18 protein-coding genes are annotated in these 15,449 nt (G+C 70.4%); 15 read left to right on the forward strand and 3 right to left on the reverse strand.

The genetic code is table 11. The features are described 5' to 3' along the window. Positions 1 to 42 precede the first annotated feature (42 nt). The 6 genes from rplQ to glmM all read left to right on the forward strand — a co-directional run bounded on the left by rplQ (position 43) and on the right by glmM (position 5,184). Positions 43 to 615: a 50S ribosomal protein L17 gene (gene rplQ, locus BM287_RS03320; protein WP_090035935.1), complete on the forward strand. Its 573-nt coding sequence runs from the start codon at positions 43 to 45 to the stop codon at positions 613 to 615. 86 nt (positions 616 to 701) lie between these two features. Then, complete coding sequence (locus BM287_RS03325) at positions 702 to 1,736, forward strand: GNAT family N-acetyltransferase (RefSeq protein ID WP_244527850.1); 1,035 nt, start codon at positions 702 to 704, stop codon at positions 1,734 to 1,736. Then, complete coding sequence (truA, locus tag BM287_RS03330) at positions 1,726 to 2,595, forward strand: tRNA pseudouridine(38-40) synthase TruA (protein ID WP_090035938.1); 870 nt, start codon at positions 1,726 to 1,728, stop codon at positions 2,593 to 2,595. The genes BM287_RS03325 and truA overlap by 11 nt, the downstream gene beginning before the upstream one ends. A 205-nt stretch (positions 2,596 to 2,800) precedes the next feature. Beyond that, entirely contained in the window at positions 2,801 to 3,247 is a 447-nt protein-coding gene (rplM, locus tag BM287_RS03335) for a 50S ribosomal protein L13 (protein ID WP_090035941.1), read from the forward strand. 50 nt (positions 3,248 to 3,297) lie between these two features. Then, a complete protein-coding gene (rpsI, locus tag BM287_RS03340) occupies positions 3,298 to 3,795 on the forward strand; it encodes a 30S ribosomal protein S9 (protein ID WP_090035943.1) in 498 nt (165 codons plus the stop codon). 27 nt (positions 3,796 to 3,822) lie between these two features. Next, complete coding sequence (gene glmM, locus BM287_RS03345; protein WP_090035945.1) at positions 3,823 to 5,184, forward strand: phosphoglucosamine mutase; 1,362 nt, start codon at positions 3,823 to 3,825, stop codon at positions 5,182 to 5,184. Between the two features lie 57 nt (positions 5,185 to 5,241). Here the strand turns inward: glmM and BM287_RS03350 are convergent, their stop codons facing one another. Together BM287_RS03350 and coaA are read right to left on the reverse strand one after the other, a co-directional pair. Further along, positions 5,242 to 5,550 carry a helix-turn-helix domain-containing protein gene (locus BM287_RS03350; protein WP_090035946.1) on the reverse strand — a complete coding sequence of 103 codons (309 nt, stop codon included), beginning with the start codon at positions 5,548 to 5,550 and terminating at the stop codon, positions 5,242 to 5,244. Positions 5,551 to 5,631: 81 nt separating this feature from the next. After that, positions 5,632 to 6,570 (reverse strand): type I pantothenate kinase, encoded by a 939-nt coding sequence (gene coaA, locus BM287_RS03355; RefSeq protein ID WP_090035948.1) that lies wholly within the window; start codon positions 6,568 to 6,570, stop codon positions 5,632 to 5,634. Positions 6,571 to 6,636: 66 nt separating this feature from the next. Here coaA and glmS point away from each other — a divergent pair, with 66 nt between their 5' ends. The 8 genes from glmS to BM287_RS03395 all read left to right on the forward strand — a co-directional run bounded on the left by glmS (position 6,637) and on the right by BM287_RS03395 (position 13,590). Continuing rightward, the gene (glmS, locus tag BM287_RS03360) at positions 6,637 to 8,487 is read left to right on the forward strand and encodes a glutamine--fructose-6-phosphate transaminase (isomerizing) (protein ID WP_090035950.1); all 1,851 of its coding nucleotides are present in this window, start codon (positions 6,637 to 6,639) and stop codon (positions 8,485 to 8,487) included. 4 nt (positions 8,488 to 8,491) lie between these two features. Further along, positions 8,492 to 8,848 carry a holo-ACP synthase gene (locus BM287_RS03365; protein ID WP_090035951.1) on the forward strand — a complete coding sequence of 119 codons (357 nt, stop codon included), beginning with the start codon at positions 8,492 to 8,494 and terminating at the stop codon, positions 8,846 to 8,848. After that, positions 8,845 to 10,005, forward strand: a complete 1,161-nt coding sequence (gene alr / locus BM287_RS03370; RefSeq protein ID WP_170857414.1) for an alanine racemase — start codon at positions 8,845 to 8,847, stop codon at positions 10,003 to 10,005. The genes BM287_RS03365 and alr overlap by 4 nt, the downstream gene beginning before the upstream one ends. Positions 10,006 to 10,091: 86 nt before the next feature. Next, complete coding sequence (gene tsaE, locus BM287_RS03375) at positions 10,092 to 10,628, forward strand: tRNA (adenosine(37)-N6)-threonylcarbamoyltransferase complex ATPase subunit type 1 TsaE (protein ID WP_244527862.1); 537 nt, start codon at positions 10,092 to 10,094, stop codon at positions 10,626 to 10,628. A gap of 9 nt (positions 10,629 to 10,637) precedes the next feature. Beyond that, positions 10,638 to 11,258, forward strand: coding sequence for a tRNA (adenosine(37)-N6)-threonylcarbamoyltransferase complex dimerization subunit type 1 TsaB (gene tsaB / locus BM287_RS03380; RefSeq protein WP_090035957.1), 621 nt, complete (start codon positions 10,638 to 10,640; stop codon positions 11,256 to 11,258). After that, positions 11,255 to 11,767, forward strand: a complete 513-nt coding sequence (rimI, locus tag BM287_RS03385) for a ribosomal protein S18-alanine N-acetyltransferase (RefSeq protein WP_090035958.1) — start codon at positions 11,255 to 11,257, stop codon at positions 11,765 to 11,767. Before tsaB ends, rimI begins: the two co-directional genes overlap by 4 nt. After that, a complete protein-coding gene (tsaD, locus tag BM287_RS03390) occupies positions 11,764 to 12,849 on the forward strand; it encodes a tRNA (adenosine(37)-N6)-threonylcarbamoyltransferase complex transferase subunit TsaD (protein ID WP_090035960.1) in 1,086 nt (361 codons plus the stop codon). The genes rimI and tsaD overlap by 4 nt, the downstream gene beginning before the upstream one ends. Positions 12,850 to 12,972: 123 nt before the next feature. Continuing rightward, complete coding sequence (locus BM287_RS03395; protein ID WP_090035962.1) at positions 12,973 to 13,590, forward strand: DUF4190 domain-containing protein; 618 nt, start codon at positions 12,973 to 12,975, stop codon at positions 13,588 to 13,590. A 33-nt stretch (positions 13,591 to 13,623) separates the two neighbouring features. Here BM287_RS03395 and BM287_RS03400 read toward each other — a convergent pair whose 3' ends face one another. Then, positions 13,624 to 14,811 carry a THUMP-like domain-containing protein gene (locus tag BM287_RS03400; RefSeq protein ID WP_090035964.1) on the reverse strand — a complete coding sequence of 396 codons (1,188 nt, stop codon included), beginning with the start codon at positions 14,809 to 14,811 and terminating at the stop codon, positions 13,624 to 13,626. A gap of 151 nt (positions 14,812 to 14,962) precedes the next feature. Here BM287_RS03400 and groES point away from each other — a divergent pair, with 151 nt between their 5' ends. Beyond that, positions 14,963 to 15,259: a co-chaperone GroES gene (gene groES, locus BM287_RS03405; protein WP_090035966.1), complete on the forward strand. Its 297-nt coding sequence runs from the start codon at positions 14,963 to 14,965 to the stop codon at positions 15,257 to 15,259. Positions 15,260 to 15,449 lie beyond the last annotated feature (190 nt).

Below are 15,449 nucleotides of genomic sequence, written 5' to 3' on the forward strand. Positions count from 1 at the left end.
CGACCCGCCAACCGACCTTTTCAACACTGGAGATAACCGATCATGCCCAAGCCCACCAAGGGCCCCCGCCTCGGGGGCGGCCCGGCGCACGAGCGCCTGATGCTCGCCAACCTGGCCGCTGCGCTCTTCACCCACAAGAGCATCAAGACCACCGAGACCAAGGCCAAGCGCCTGCGTCCGGTGGCCGAGCGCCTGATCACGTTCGCGAAGCGCGGTGACCTGCACGCCCGCCGTCGCGTCCTGGCCGTGATTCAGGACAAGACCGTGGTCCACGAGCTCTTCACCCAGATCGCACCGCTGGTCGCCGAGCGTGAGGGCGGCTACACCCGCATCACGAAGCTCGGCTTCCGCAAGGGCGACAACGCGCCCATGGCGCAGATCGAGCTCGTTCTCGAGCCGGTCAGCCCCAAGGTGAAGTCCACCAAGACCTCCGCCGCCCCGAAGGCTGCGCCGGTCGACGAGGCCCCGGCTGAGGAGACTCCGGTCGAGGAGACCAGCGCCGAGGAGACCAGCGCCGAGACCGCCGCTGCCGAGGCGGAGGTCGCCGAGGACGCGACCGCCGACGCCGACGCCGCCGGTGAGACCGACGCCGAGACCGAGGCCGAGAAGGCGTAACGCTTTTTCTCTCGTACCTTCGAATGCCCCGCATCCGTGTGATGCGGGGCATTCGTCGTCTCGGGGCGTCTTCTAAGGTGAAAGGCGTGACCTCGACCGACGACATCCCCATGCCGCCGCTGAGCGCCCGCATCCCGGGACCGAATGTGCACCAGCCCCAGCATCCCCTGATCGCCGAATGGCGACCGGCGACAGCCGACGATGCGGCCGCTGTGCACGAGGTGTTCCAGGCGATGGATGAGCGCGATCATCCCAACTACGCGACCACCCGCGAAGACGTGGACGTGGAGCTCGGCTACAGCTTCGTGGACCTGGAGACGGACACCCTGCTGGCTGTGACGGCCGAGGGCCGGGTGGCCGCGGTGGGGATCGTGCTGGAGCCGCCCCGGCAGGAGACGCTCGTGCGCGAGTTCATGAACGGCGGGGTGCATCCAGAGTTCCGGGGCCGGGGGATCGGGCGTGAGCTGCTCGCCTGGCAGCGGACGCGCGGTGAGCAGAAGCTGATCGCGGCCGACAAGCCGCTTCCCGGCTGGCTCGTCGGCTACGCCGACCGTCGTGCACCCGACCGGGAGCGGCTGCTCGTCGCCGGCGGCTTCGAGGTGGCGCGCTACTTCCACACGATGGAGCGCGATCTGCGCGAGCCCATCCCGGAGGTGTCGCCCACCATGGAGGTGCGGATCGTGCCGTATACGGCCGATCGCGCGGACGCTGTGCACGCGGCTCGCGATGCCGCCTTCCGCGATCACTGGGGCAGCCAGCCCCTGAGCGATGAGCAGTTCGCCGGGCTCGTCTCCGGAACCTTCGCCCCCGACCTCTCCTTCGTCGCGCTTGCCGGTGACGAGGTCGCAGGTGTGCTGCTCACCGAGGTGAACGAGGACGACTGGGCGCATCAGGGCTACACCGGCGCCTACGTCTCGACGGTGGCGGTGACGAGACCGTTCCGCGGCCGTCGCATCGCCCCGAGCCTGCTCCGCGCGGTGCTGGAGGGGTGCGCTGGGCGCGGCTGGGACAAGGTGGTGCTGGATGTCGACGCCGAGAACCCGACCGGAGCCCTGGGGCTGTACACGGGCATGGGGTTCGTGTCCACGCAGACCGAGACGGGACTGGTCCGTGCTTACTGAGGGCAAGCGTCGGTATCGCCTCGACATCGCCTACCAGGGCACCGACTTCAACGGCTGGGGGCGCCAACCGGGCCTCCGCACGGTGCAGGGAACGCTGGAGGATGCGCTCGCGACAATCTTCCGCCGCGCCGGTGAGCCGCCGCAGCTGACCGTCGCCGGGCGGACGGACGCGGGCGTGCATGCCGTGGGTCAGGTCGCTCATGTCGATCTGACCCCGGAGCAGGAGACGCTGCTGCGCAAACCTCACGGCAAGCGGGCGCCCCTTTCGGCCGAGGAGGCCCTCGGCCGGCGGCTGAACGGCATCCTCGGTCCGGTGTCCGACGTCGTGGTGCTCGCAGCCTCCCTCGCGCCGGAGGGATTCGACGCGCGGTTCTCGGCGCTGTGGCGGCGATACGAGTATCGAGTGGCCGACCGGGCGGCGCTGCGCGACCCCCTCCAGCGGCATCGGACGACCTGGGTCTCGTCCGACCTGGACGCGGCCGCCATGGACATGGCCGCTCACGGCCTGCTCGGCCTGCACGACTTCGCCAGCTACTGCAAGGCGCGGGAGGGCGCCACGACGATCCGCACGTTGCAGTCCTTCGCCTGGCGCCGGGAGCCGGACGGCGTGCTCGTGGCGGACCTGACCGCGGACGCCTTCTGCCACAGCATGGTGCGTGCGCTCGTCGGCGCATGCGTGGAGGTGGGGGAGGGCGAGCTCGACCCGGGCGACCTGGTGTCGCTGCGCGACGAGAAGCGGCGGACCAGCGCCTTCAAAGTCATGCCGGCCCGGGGGCTGACCCTGCTGGAGGTCGGATACCCCGAGGGCCCCGAGCTCGCGTTGCGGGCAGAGCGCACCCGCGCACTGCGCGAGCTGTAGCCGGGTTCCGTCACCGAACGAGCCCACCCGGTTTGACCGGTAGTGCGGGGGTCACGTAGTATTGAGCTTTGGTGTCCGCGCCTTCTGCGGCGCGACATACGAACGTGAGCCCTCCACCGGCACGGTTCCGTCCTCTCGGGATGCGAACCTCCATCGGAGCGGGATTCACGAACACCTCCGTTCGAGACAGAAAGCAGCCACTACTGTGACGCGCACCTATTCCCCGAAGGCCGACGAGATCCAGCGCGACTGGGTCATCATCGACGCGACCGACGTCGTGCTCGGCCGCCTCGCCAGCCACACCGCCGCCCTCCTGCGCGGCAAGCACAAGCCGACCTTCGCCCCGCACATGGACGGCGGCGACTTCGTCATCATCGTCAACGCCGAGAAGGTCGCCCTGACCGGTCAGAAGGCCCTGCAGAAGAAGGCCTACCGCCACTCCGGTTACCCGGGGGGCCTCAAGGCCACCACCTACGCCGAGCTCCTCGAGAAGAACCCGGTGCGTGCCGTCGAGAAGGCCGTGCGCGGGATGCTGCCGAAGAACTCCATCGGTCGCGCCCAGCTCCGCAAGCTGAAGGTCTACACCGGAAGCGAGCACCCGCACGCCGCCCAGCAGCCGAAGCCGTACACGCTCGGCCAGGTCGCCCAGTAGCGGGCGCCGAAGACCTTCACGACTTCACGAGACAAAGGATTATCACCACCGTGGCGAAGATCGCAGACAGCATCGAAACGGCTCAGGCCGACAACGTCGAGTCCTACTCGACCGAGACCCCGGCCTCGGAGGCCCCGGCCGCCCCGCGCGCCGTCCTCTCCGTCCCCGGCGCGGCCGTCGGCCGCCGCAAGGAGGCCATCGCGCGCGTGCGCCTGGTCCCGGGCTCCGGCAGCATCACGGTCAACGGCCGTGAGTTCGCCGCCTACTTCCCGAACAAGCTGCACCAGCAGCTCATCAACGACCCGTTCAAGGTGCTCGACCTGATCGGCTCCTACGACGTCGTCGCCCGCATCACCGGCGGTGGCCCCTCGGGTCAGGCGGGCGCCCTGCGCCTCGCCATCGCGCGCGCTCTCAACGAGATCGACCGCGAGAACAACCGCCCGACCCTGAAGAAAGCCGGCTTCCTCACGCGCGACGCCCGCGTCACCGAGCGCAAGAAGGCCGGTCTCAAGAAGGCCCGCAAGGCGTCGCAGTTCTCCAAGCGCTGACGCACGCGAGCGTCTAGGCTTCGGTCCATGCCACGCCTCTTCGGAACCGACGGCGTTCGCGGTCTCGCGAACGGAAGTCTCACCGCCGACCTGGCGCTCGGCCTTGCGCAGTCAGCTGCTGCTGTACTGACGCAAGGCCGAAGCGCCGAGGCGCGGCGCGCTGCGGGCAAGCGCCCGAGCGCGATCGTCGCCCGTGACCCCCGCGTCTCGGGCGAGTTCCTCTCCGCCGCCGTCTCGGCCGGGCTCGCCAGCTCCGGTATCGACGTCTACGACGCGGGAGTCATCCCCACGCCGGCCGCCGCCTTCCTGATCGCCGACTTCGACGCCGACTTCGGTGTGATGGTATCCGCGTCGCACAACCCGGCGCCGGACAACGGGATCAAGATCTTCGCCCGCGGCGGCACCAAGCTCCCCGACATCGTCGAGGACCGCATCGAGCAGCACCTCGATCTCGAGAAGCTGACGCCGACCGGCGCCGACGTCGGCCGCATCCGCCGGTTCGCCGACGCCGAGGACCGCTATGTGGTCCACCTGCTGGCCAGCCTCCCGCACCGGCTCGACGGCATCCACGTCGTGCTCGACTGCGCGCACGGCGCCGCCGCCGGCATCTCGCCCGAGGTGTTCACCGACGCGGGCGCCCGCGTCACCGTCATCGGCGACTCGCCGGACGGCATGAACATCAACGACGGTGTCGGATCGACCCACCTCGACAACCTCGCCAAGGCCGTCCTCGCCGCCGGCGCGGACGTCGGAATCGCGCACGACGGCGACGCCGACCGCTGCCTGGCGATCGACGCGCACGGCAATGTGGTCGACGGCGACCAGATCATGGCCATCCTCGCGGTGGGGATGAAGGAGCGCGGCAAGCTGCGCGAGAACACCCTCGTGGCGACCGTGATGAGCAACCTCGGCTTGAAGCTCGCCATGCGCGACAACGGGATCCGGGTCGTCGAGACGGCCGTCGGGGACCGCTACGTGCTCGAAGAGATGAACGAGAAGGAGTACTCGCTCGGAGGCGAGCAGTCCGGTCACGTCATCATGCGGGACTTCGCGACCACCGGCGACGGCATCCTCACCGGGCTGCATCTCCTCAGCGAGATGGCCCGGCAGGGCAAGACCCTCGCCGAGCTGGCCCGCGTGATGACCGTGTATCCGCAGGTGATGGTGAACGTCAAGAACGTCGACCACCACGCCGTGCACACCGACGAGGGGCTGAAGACCGCCGTGAGGACGGCGGAGAGCGCGCTCGGCGACACGGGACGCGTGCTCTTGCGGCCCTCCGGAACCGAGCCGCTGGTGCGGGTGATGGTGGAGGCTGCCGACCAGATCACGGCCGAGCGCCTCGCCAACGAGCTGGCCGACGTCGTGCGGGAGCGCCTGGCGCTCTGAGCGCTGCAGGCGCGTCGCAGGCTGCGGTCACGCCCGCTGCCGGGACGCAGGTCGCGGTCAGTGCGACTCGTGCTCCCGTCGCGCGGCGATGAAGTCGGCGACCGAGTACGCGCGCGAGCGGTCGGGCAGCATGTCCGTTCCGTACAGCCCGGCCATCAGCTCGCCCGGGTCCTTGTCGAGCGCCGTTGCGATGCGGACGATGGTGTGGAGCTCCGAGTTGGCCTCGCCGCGCTCCACGCGCCCGTAGTTGGTCACGTGCATGTCGGCCAGGTTGGCGATGTCCTCCTGGCTCATGCCGAGGGCGATGCGCGCCTCGCGAACCCGCTGTCCGAGGAGTTCGGCGGCACGAGAGCGAGAAGTAGGCACGCCTCATGCCTACGCGACGCGCTCATCGCTGGCCAGAGCTTGACAACCTCCACTACTTGAGCGTCTGGCTTAAAAGCCCTCTCACAGCTTGCGCAGCAGCACCGAGCTGACCGCGTGATCCACGTCCTTGCGCAGCACCAGCTTCGCTCGCGAACGGGTCGGCCGGATGTTCTGGAGCAGGTTCGGCTCGTTGATCGCGGTCCAGATGGAGGCGGCCCGCGCCCGCGCCTCCTCCTCGGTCAGCTGCGCATACCGGTGGAAGTACGATTTCGGATTCGCGAAGGCTCCGCGCTGCAGCTTCAGGAACCGCTCCTCGTACCAGTGCGCGATGTCGCGCGTGCGCGCATCCACGTAGACGCTGAAGTCGAACAGGTCGCTGACCGCCAGCCGGTTTCCGCCGCCCGCCGGCTGCAGGACGTTCAGACCCTCCACGATGAGGACGTCGGGGCGCCGCACCACGATCTCGGCATCCGGGACGATGTCGTAGCTCAGGTGCGAGTAGAAGGGAGCCCGGACCTCCGCGGCGCCGCTCTTCACGGCGGTGACGAAGCGCAGCAGCGCCTTGCGGTCGTAGGACTCGGGGAAGCCTTTGCGCTCCATCAGGCCCTGGCGCTCCAACTCGGCGTTCGGCAGCAGGAAGCCGTCGGTCGTGACCAGTTCGACCCGGGGGGTGTCGTCCCAGCGCGACAGCAGCTCGCGGAGCAGGCGCGCGATGGTCGACTTGCCCACGGCCACGGATCCCGCGACGCCGATGACGAACGGGGTGCTGGCCGCGCGTTCGCCGAGGAACTCGTTCGTCACGCGGTGGAGCTGCTTGGTGCCGCCGACGTACAGGTTGAGCAGCCGGCTGAGCGGCAGATAGACCTCTTCGACCTCGCGCATGTCGAGCGGATCGCCCAGGCCGCGCAGCTGCACGACCTCGGTCTCCTGCAGCGGCAGGCGCGTGTTCTGCGCGAGCTCCGCCCAGTCGCTCCTGCTCAGCTCGACGAAGGGGGAGGAGTCGCCGCCGTTCTCAGCCATAGGCCCCCAAGTCTAGGGGGGAGCATTCAGCGGGTCCTCACTCCGGCCCACGATAGACTCGGGTGCATGTGTGGAATCGTGGGGTACGTCGGTACCGACAAGAGCCTCGAGGTGCTGATGGGCGGGCTGAAGCGCCTGGAGTATCGCGGGTACGACTCGGCCGGCATCGCCGTCATCGGCCCGGACGGAGCCCTCGGCACCGCTAAGAAGGCGGGCAAGCTGTCCGTGCTGAGCGACGAGCTGCAGGAGCACCCCATCCCGAACGGCCAGACGGGCATCGGCCACACGCGCTGGGCGACCCACGGCGGCCCGACCGACGTCAACGCGCACCCGCACCTGGGCGACGACGGCCGCCTCGCCGTGATCCACAACGGCATCATCGAGAACTTCTCCACGTTGAAGGACGAGCTGCTCGCCGACGGCTTCGCGTTCGAGTCCGAGACCGACACCGAGGTCGCCGCCGTCCTGCTCGGCCGCGAGTACCGCCGCACGGGCGACCTGCCGGAGGCGTTCCAGGCGGTCGTCTCACGCCTCGAGGGCGCGTTCACGCTGCTCGCGATGCACCAGGACCAGCCGCACGTCGTCGTCGGCGCGCGCCGCAACTCCCCGCTCGTCATCGGGCTGGGCGACGGCGAGAACTTCCTCGGCTCCGACGTCGCGGCGTTCGTGGAGCACACCCGCCGGGCGATGGCGATCGGCCAGGACCAGATCGTCACCATCACGCCGGACAACGTCACGGTCACCGACTTCGCCGGTGCGCCGGTCGAGGTCGAGCCGTTCGAGGTGGCGTGGGATGCCTCGGCCGCCGAGAAGGGCGGCTGGTCGTCCTTCATGGCCAAGGAGATCTCCGAAGAGCCGGATGCCGTCGCCAACACCCTGCGCGGCCGCATCGTGGACGACGCCGTCCACATCCCGGAGCTGGATGCGCTGGGCGACGAGTACTTCGCCGGCATCGACCGCATCACGATCATCGCCTGCGGCACCGCCGCGTATGCGGGCATCGTCGGCAGCTACGCGATCGAGAAGTGGGCCCGCGTCCCGGTGAACGTCGAGCTCAGCCACGAGTTCCGCTACCGCGAGCCGGTGCTGTCGGAGGGCACGCTCGTCATCTCGATCAGCCAGTCCGGCGAGACGATGGACACGCTGATGGCGGTCAAGTACGCCCGCGAGGCCGGCGCGAAGGCGATCTCGGTCTGCAACACGCAGGGTGCGACCATTCCGCGCGAGTCGGATGCAGCCCTCTACACGCATGCCGGACCGGAGGTCGCGGTCGCGTCGACCAAGGCGTTCGTCGCGCAGATCACGGCGCTGTACCTGTTCGGCCTGCACCTGGCGCGGATCCGCGGCACCATCGACGGCTCCCGGCAGCGCGACGCGATCGCCGAGCTGCTCGCGGTGCCCGGCAAGATCTCGACCGTGCTGGAGTCGCACGGCGAGATCGCCCAGCTGGCCAAGTGGATGTCGGATACCCGCTCTGTGCTCTTCCTCGGCCGCCACGTCGGCTACCCGATCGCGCTGGAGGGTGCGCTCAAGCTCAAGGAGCTCGCGTACATCCACGCGGAGGGCTTCGCGGCCGGTGAGCTCAAGCACGGTCCGATCGCGCTGATCGAGCCCGGTCAGCCGGTCTTCGTGGTGGTGCCGAGCCCCCGGTGGTCGGACGAGCTGCACAAGAAGGTCGTCTCGAACATCCAGGAGATCCGCGCGCGGGGAGCCCGCGTCATCGCGATCGCCGAGGCCGGGGACGCGGCTGTGCTGCCGTTCGCCGACGAGGTCATCCGCATCCCGCTCGCCGCACCGCTCTTCGAGCCGCTGCTGGCCGTCGTCCCGCTGCAGATCTTCGCGATGGAGCTCTCGGCGGCGAAGGGCCTGGACGTGGACCAGCCGCGCAACCTGGCCAAGTCCGTCACCGTGGAGTGAGGCCGTGATCGCCGGCATCGGAGTCGATGTGGTCGATCTCGCGCGCTTCGAGCGGTCGATCGCGCGCACGCCGAAGCTGCGCGAACGGCTCTTCACCGAGGCGGAGCAGCCGCTGCCCGTGCACTCCCTCGCGGCGCGGTTCGCCGCGAAGGAGGCGCTGATCAAGGCGCTCGGCGGTTCGGAGGGCGTGCGCTGGCACGACCTGGAGATCGTCCCGGACGCGGAGAGGAACCCCGGTTTCGTGCTGCACAATGTCGTCGAGGCGCAGGTGCGTGAGCGGGGTATCGTCCGCATCCACGTGTCGATGTCGCACGATGCCGGAGTCGCGACGGCATTCGTCGTGACGGAGACCGCGCCGTGACCGCCTTCCGCGAGCGGGTGGTCGATCTGGATGCGGTGACCGCGAACGTCGTCCGCTTGCGCGAGCTGGTCGGCACGCCGCACGTCATGGTGGTCGTCAAGGCCGACGCGTACGGGCATGGTGCGGTGGAGTGCGCGCGGGCGGCGCTCGCCGGAGGCGCCGACTGGCTCGGTGTTGCGGACATCGCCGAAGGGCTCGCACTCCGGGAGGCCGGGATCGCAGCGCCGGTCCTCGCCTGGCTGCACGATCCCGGCGAGGACTTCGCCGCGGCGGTCCGTGCCGGTCTCGACCTGGGCATCTCGTCGCGTGCGCAACTGGAGGCGGCGGCATCAGCGGCGGACGGCGAGCGGCCGGTCTTCCTCCAGCTGAAAGTGGAGACGGGACTGAGCCGCAACGGCATCGCCGAGTCGGACTGGGAGGCGGTGTTCGCCCGGGCACGGGAGCTGGAGACCGCCGGCCGCGTCGTCGTCCGCGGCATCTTCTCCCACGTGTCGAACGCCTCGCCGGAAGACGACCGTGCTGCGGTGGCCGTCTTCGAGCGGGCGCTCGAGCGCGCGCGAAGCGCCGGGCTCACGCCAGAGCTGCGGCACCTGGCGGCGAGCGCGGCCGCGCTCTCGCTTCCGGAGGCGCGGTACGACCTGGTGCGGCTGGGCATCGCCGCGTACGGGTTGTCGCCGTTCGGCCGGTCGGCGGCTTCCGCGGCTTCCGCGGCTTCCGCGGCTCCGGCGGCTTCCGCCGCTGAGCTGGGGCTGCGTCCCGCGATGACGCTGCGTGGCCGCGTCGCCGCAGTGCGGCGCGTGCCCGCCGGCACAGGCGTCTCCTACGACTACACGTACCGCACCGAGAAGGAGACGACGCTGGTCCTCGTCCCGCTCGGCTATGCGGAGGGCATCCCGCGTCATGCCTCCAACGCGGCGCCGGTCTCGATCGGCGGGCGGACCTTCCGCGTGAGCGGCCGCGTGGCCATGGACCAGTTCGTGGTCGACGTCGGTGACCTCGAGGTGGCCGTGGGCGACGAGGTCGTGCTGTTCGGCGACCCCGCGACCGGTGTCCCGAGTGCGGACGACTGGGCCGAGGCGGCCGGAACCATCAACTACGAAATCGTGACGCGGCTCGGCGGCCGGCTCGAACGGACCTTCGTCGGGGGAGGCCGGTGATGGATGCGCCGGGTACGCACGGCGGACCGGCTGCGCCGGGTGCGCTGCCGCTTCCGTTCATCCGCCGCGTCGCCACGGCCGCCGGCATGCACGCCCTCGGCCGGGAGCTGGCGTCGGTCCTGCGCGCGGGCGACCTCGTCGTCCTCTCGGGTCCGCTCGGTGCGGGGAAGACGACGCTGACCCGCGGGATCGGCGAGGGCCTGGACGTGCGCGGCCCGGTGACGAGCCCGACGTTCGTGCTGGCGCGGACGCATCCCGGCCTCTCCGGCGGCGCGCCTCTGGTGCACGTGGACGCGTACCGGCTCTCGAGTGCGCTCGAGCTCGACGACCTCGACATCGACTTCGCCCGCTCGGTCGTCGTGGTCGAGTGGGGCAGCGGGATGCTCGAGGGCGTCGCCGAGTCGTGGCTCGAAGTCGAGATCGAACGGCCGACCGGCGCTGAGCAGCGGGTGGCTGAGGCCGGCGGTCGCGGCTCCGGCCAGCCCGTCGACCGCGCCGGCCTCGACGAGCTCGCCGAGTCCGATGAGCTCGACGACCTGGATGAGCCGCGCACCGTCCGGATCACCGGCTTCGGGCCGCGGTGGGCGGCCTCGCCGGGTCCGGCCTCCGTCGATCCCGCTTAGGCTGGAAGCATGCTCCTCGCCATCGACACGTCCGCCGGCACCAGCGTGGCGGTCGTCGACCGGGAGGCCGGCGTCCTCTGCGAGCTCATCGAGACCGACACGATGCGCCACGCCGAAGTGATCGGGTCCCTGATTGAGGAGGCACTGACGGTCGCCGGGGTCGACGTGCGCGCACTCTCCGGTGTGGTCGCGGGGATGGGACCGGGCCCGTTCACCGGTCTCCGCGTCGGCATCGCCGCCGCGAAGGCGTTCGCCTTCGGCGCGGGCAAGCCGCTCGTGCCGGTCGTCAGCCACGACGCCGTCGCCTCCGAGAGGTACGCCGCAGGCGTCACCGGTCCGCTGCTGGTGGTGACCGACGCCCGCCGGCGCGAGCGCTACTGGACCGCCTACTCGGGCACGGACGCGTTCGGGCTGCCCGTGCGTCTCAACGGACCGGGGCTCGGGAAGCCCGGCGAACTCCCGCATCCCGAGATCCCGCGCTTCGAGGCGGCGGTGGTTCCGGCCGGCCGGCTCGGGATGCTGGCCGAGCTCCGGTACGCCAACGGACTGCCCATGGATGCGGACGACGCCCTCTATCTGCGCTCGCCGGATGTGACGCTGTCGGCCGGACCCAAGCGGGTGACGGCATGAGCGCATCCGGTCACCCGGAGTACCGGCTTCGGCGCGCGGTGGTCGAGGACGTGCCGGCCATCATGGAACTGGAGCGAACGACCTTCGTCACCGACGCGTGGTCCGAGCGCTCGATGCGATCGGAGGTGACCGGCGAGCACGGGTACTACCTCGTCGCCTTCGAGCCGTCGGCACCCGAGCGGATCGACGGCTACGCCGGCCTGCTCGCACCGCGCGGCGGAGGCGAGGGCGACATCCAGACCATCGCGGTGGCTCCGCATGCGCGCCGACGCGGCGTCGGGCGGACGCTCATGCTGGCTCTGCTCGCCGAGGCGCGGGACCGCGGAGCGCGCGAGGTGTTCCTCGAGGTCCGCGCCGACAATCCCGGAGCCCAGGCGCTGTATCGGGAGCTCGGCTTCGAGGAGATCGGCGTGCGCCCGAAGTACTACGAGCCCGACGGCGTGGATGCGGTCGTCATGCGTCTCGGCGACCCGGCCACAGCCATCCCCACTCCGGAGACGACCGCATGACCCACCCCGCTACGACGGTCGACGCGCCCCTGGTGCTCGGGATCGAGACCTCCTGCGACGAGACCGGCATCGGCATCGTCCGCGGCACGACCCTGCTCGCCAACACGATCGCCTCCTCGATGGAGGAGCACGCCCGGTACGGCGGCGTCGTCCCGGAGGTCGCGGCGCGAGCGCATCTGGAAGCGCTCGAACCGACGCTGCGGACGGCGGTGGCGGACGCCGGCATCGAGCTGGCGGACGTGGATGCGATTGCGGTCACCAGCGGACCCGGTCTCTCCGGAGCGCTCATGGTCGGCGTCGGTGCGGCGAAGGCGCTCGCGGTGTCGCTGGGCAAGCCGCTCTACGCGGTGAACCACCTCGTCGGGCATGTCGGCGCCGACCTGCTGGACGCGGCCGGCGGCCCCGGGCATCCCGTCGAACTGCCCACGATCGCGCTCCTGGTGTCCGGCGGTCACACCTCGCTGCTGCTCGTGCGCGACCTCGTCTCGGATGTCCGCCTGCTCGGCGAGACCATCGACGACGCAGCGGGGGAGGCGTTCGACAAGGTCGCGCGGGTGCTCGGCCTGCCCTATCCCGGGGGTCCGCAGATCGATCGGGTGGCGGCGGACGGCGACCCTCGCGCCATCCGCTTCCCCCGCGGGCTGACCCGGCCGAAAGACCTCGAGCAGCACCGCTACGACTTCTCCTTCTCCGGCCTCAAGACGGCGGTCGCCCGATGGGTGGAACAGCGGCAGGACGCCGGCGAGGAGGTGCCGACGGCGGATGTCGCCGCCTCCTTCCGCGAAGCGGTCGCCGACGTCCTCATCACGAAGGCGCTGGCCGCCTGCCGCGACCACGGCGTGCCCCGGCTGCTGCTGGGAGGCGGGGTGGTCGCCAACGCGCGGGTCCGGCAGCTCGCCGTCGCGCGCGCGGCAGAGGCGGGCGTGGCTCTGCGCATCCCCGCTCTCTCGCTGTGCACCGACAACGGGGCGATGATCGCCGCGCTGGGCGCGCAGCTCATCCTGGCCGGGCACGGACCCAGCGAGCTGACCTTCTCGGCGGATTCGACCCTCCCCGTCACGGCGATTCAGGTCACCGGCTGAGACGCTGCGTTGACACCCCCGCCGGGTGACTGCCACGATGGAGGCGATACAGCGTTCTCTCAGGAAGTCTCTTCCTGCGGGAGCCGCCGACCACCAGCTTCCAGCATGAAGGAGATGGGTCCCATGACCGATCCGAACGCTCCCACCGACCCGGTGGACCCCAACGCAGAGAACGGCTCGGTCCCACCGCCTCCTCCCGTGCCGCCGGCGGGCGACACCGGCGCTGTTCCTCCGCCCGCGCCGGACTACGGCCAGCAGCCGCCCGCGCCCGACTACGGCCAGCAGCCGCCGGCGCCGGGATACGGCCAGCAGCCGCCCGCGCCGGGATACGGCCAGCCCTACCAGCAGCCGTACGGGCAGCAGCCGGGCCAGCCCTATGGCCAGCAGCCGTACGGTCAGCAGCCGGGCCAGCCCTACGGGCAGCCCGCCTACGGCCAGCCCGTGCCGGGCTACCAGCAGCCGTACGGGCAGCCGGCGGCCAAGTCGCCCATCCTGAGCATCCTGTCCCTGGTCGGCGGCATCGTCGGCATCGTGATCAACCTCGCGTGGGGCATCGGCGTCCTCTTCGGAATCGCCGCCGTCGTGCTCGGGTTCATCGGACGCAACAAGGAGCCGCAGGCTCGCGGCTTCTGGCTGACCGGAATCATCCTCGGATTCGTCGCGATCGTGATCGCGATCATCTACTGGATCTTCCTCGTGATCATCTTCGCGAGCCTGGCGCACTACTCCTCGACGTACTGAGCCTGACGGACTGACGCGGCTCGCCGGGCGGCCTCAGAGCCGTTCGGCGAGCAGCGCGGTGTGCCGCCCGGCGACCCTGGTGAGGATCAGGGTCGCCGGGCGATCGCCGTTCAGGGCCAGGCGCCGGCGCAGCACGGCCGGGTCGACATCCACGCCCCGCTTCTTGATCTCCAGCGTGCCGATGCCGCGCTGACGCAGCGCCCGCTTGAGCTCCTTCTCGGCGTACGAAAGCGCCTCCAGGATGCGGAATCCCGCAGCGAACGGCGTCTCGACCGGAGCGTCCGCCGTGATGTACGCGATCTGCTCGGACAGCATCCGGCCACCGATCCGGCGCGCGAGGTCGCCGATGAGCCGGGCCCGGATGACCGCGCCGTCGGGTTCGTACAGGTACTCGCCGAGCGGGCCGGTGTCCTCGTCCTCGCTGTCCGCATCAGCGACCAGCTCGTCGGTCTGGTCGCCGCGCAGCACGAGCGCCGCGCGCCGGATGCCCGGCCGGGCGAGCGCGCCGAACCAGAGCCCCAGCTCCACCACCTGACCGTCCGCCGACACCCACTGGGCCTCGGCGGTCGAGGGGATGAGGTCGCGGTCGAAGCCCGGCCCCAGCTTCAGGCCGATGGAGCGCCCGGTGGCGAGCTCGTACGCGAACCCGAGGGAGGGCGTGTAGTCGTCGGGGTCGGTGAGCCGTTCCGTCTGCGTGTGGCCCGGAGTGCGACGCGCGGGGTCGAGGAAGACGCCGTCGATCTCGCGCAGGTCGACATCCTCGGCGCGCTGGTTCTCGACCACGGCGCTCGGGAAGGGCGCCAGGTTGAAGGAGGCGATGGCCGCGGTCACCTCGTCGGCTTCGATCGCGGTGACCTCCAGCTCGAGGGCCGCGAACGCGAGCGCGTCGCCGCCGATGCCGCACCCGAGGTCGGCGACGCGGCGGATGCCCGCCGAGCGGAACCGTCCCGCGTGATGGGCCGCCACCGGGAGGCGCGTCGCCTGCTCGAGCCCCGCCTCGGTGAAGAGCATGCGCGAGGCGAAGTCGCCGAACTTGGACTCCGCCTTCCTGCGCAGCTTGGACTGGGTGAGCACGGCGGCGACCAGCGCGGGGGAGTGGCCCTGCTTGCGCAGGTCGGTGACGATGCGCAGCACATCCTGCTCGCTGCGATAGGGCGGCAGTGCGTCGAGCAGACGCAGACCCTCTGGACTCAGCAGGGCTACGAGCTCGGACCGTTCCATGGGGTCAACGCTACCCTGGCCGTTTCGCCCCACCTGGCACTCACGTTGCGTGACTGCTAACTCTCCCCCTAGACTCGGGTTAGCACTCTCAGTGCGAGTTTGCTAATTCAGTCTTAGTCGAGACACTGTTCTTCACAGGAAAGGGGTCAACGTGTCGGTCTCCATCAAGCCGCTCGAGGATCGCATCGTCATCAAGCAGGTCGAGGCTGAGCAGACCACTGCTTCCGGTCTGGTCATCCCCGACACCGCCAAGGAGAAGCCGCAGGAGGGCGAGGTCGTCGCCGTGGGCCCCGGCCGCATCGACGACAACGGCAACCGCGTCCCGCTCGACGTCTCCGTCGGCGACAAGGTCATCTACTCCAAGTACGGCGGCACCGAGGTCAAGTTCGGCGGCGAGGACTACCTCGTCCTGTCGGCCCGCGACGTGCTGGCGGTCGTCGTCCGCTGACGAACCCCGCTTCCGACGGCCCGGCTGCTTCGCGCAGCCGGGCCGTTCGTCGTTCCCGGCTCCGCCGACGCTGGGCGGGCGACATTCGTGACGAATGTGCCCGTAGACGTTCGCGGGGGCGACATTCGTGACGAATGTGCTGGTAGACGCTCGCGGGGGCGACATTCGTGACGAATGTGTCGGTGGAGGG

This window comes from Leifsonia sp. CL147 (assembly GCF_900114565.1).
Lineage (GTDB): Bacteria > Actinomycetota > Actinomycetes > Actinomycetales > Microbacteriaceae > Leifsonia.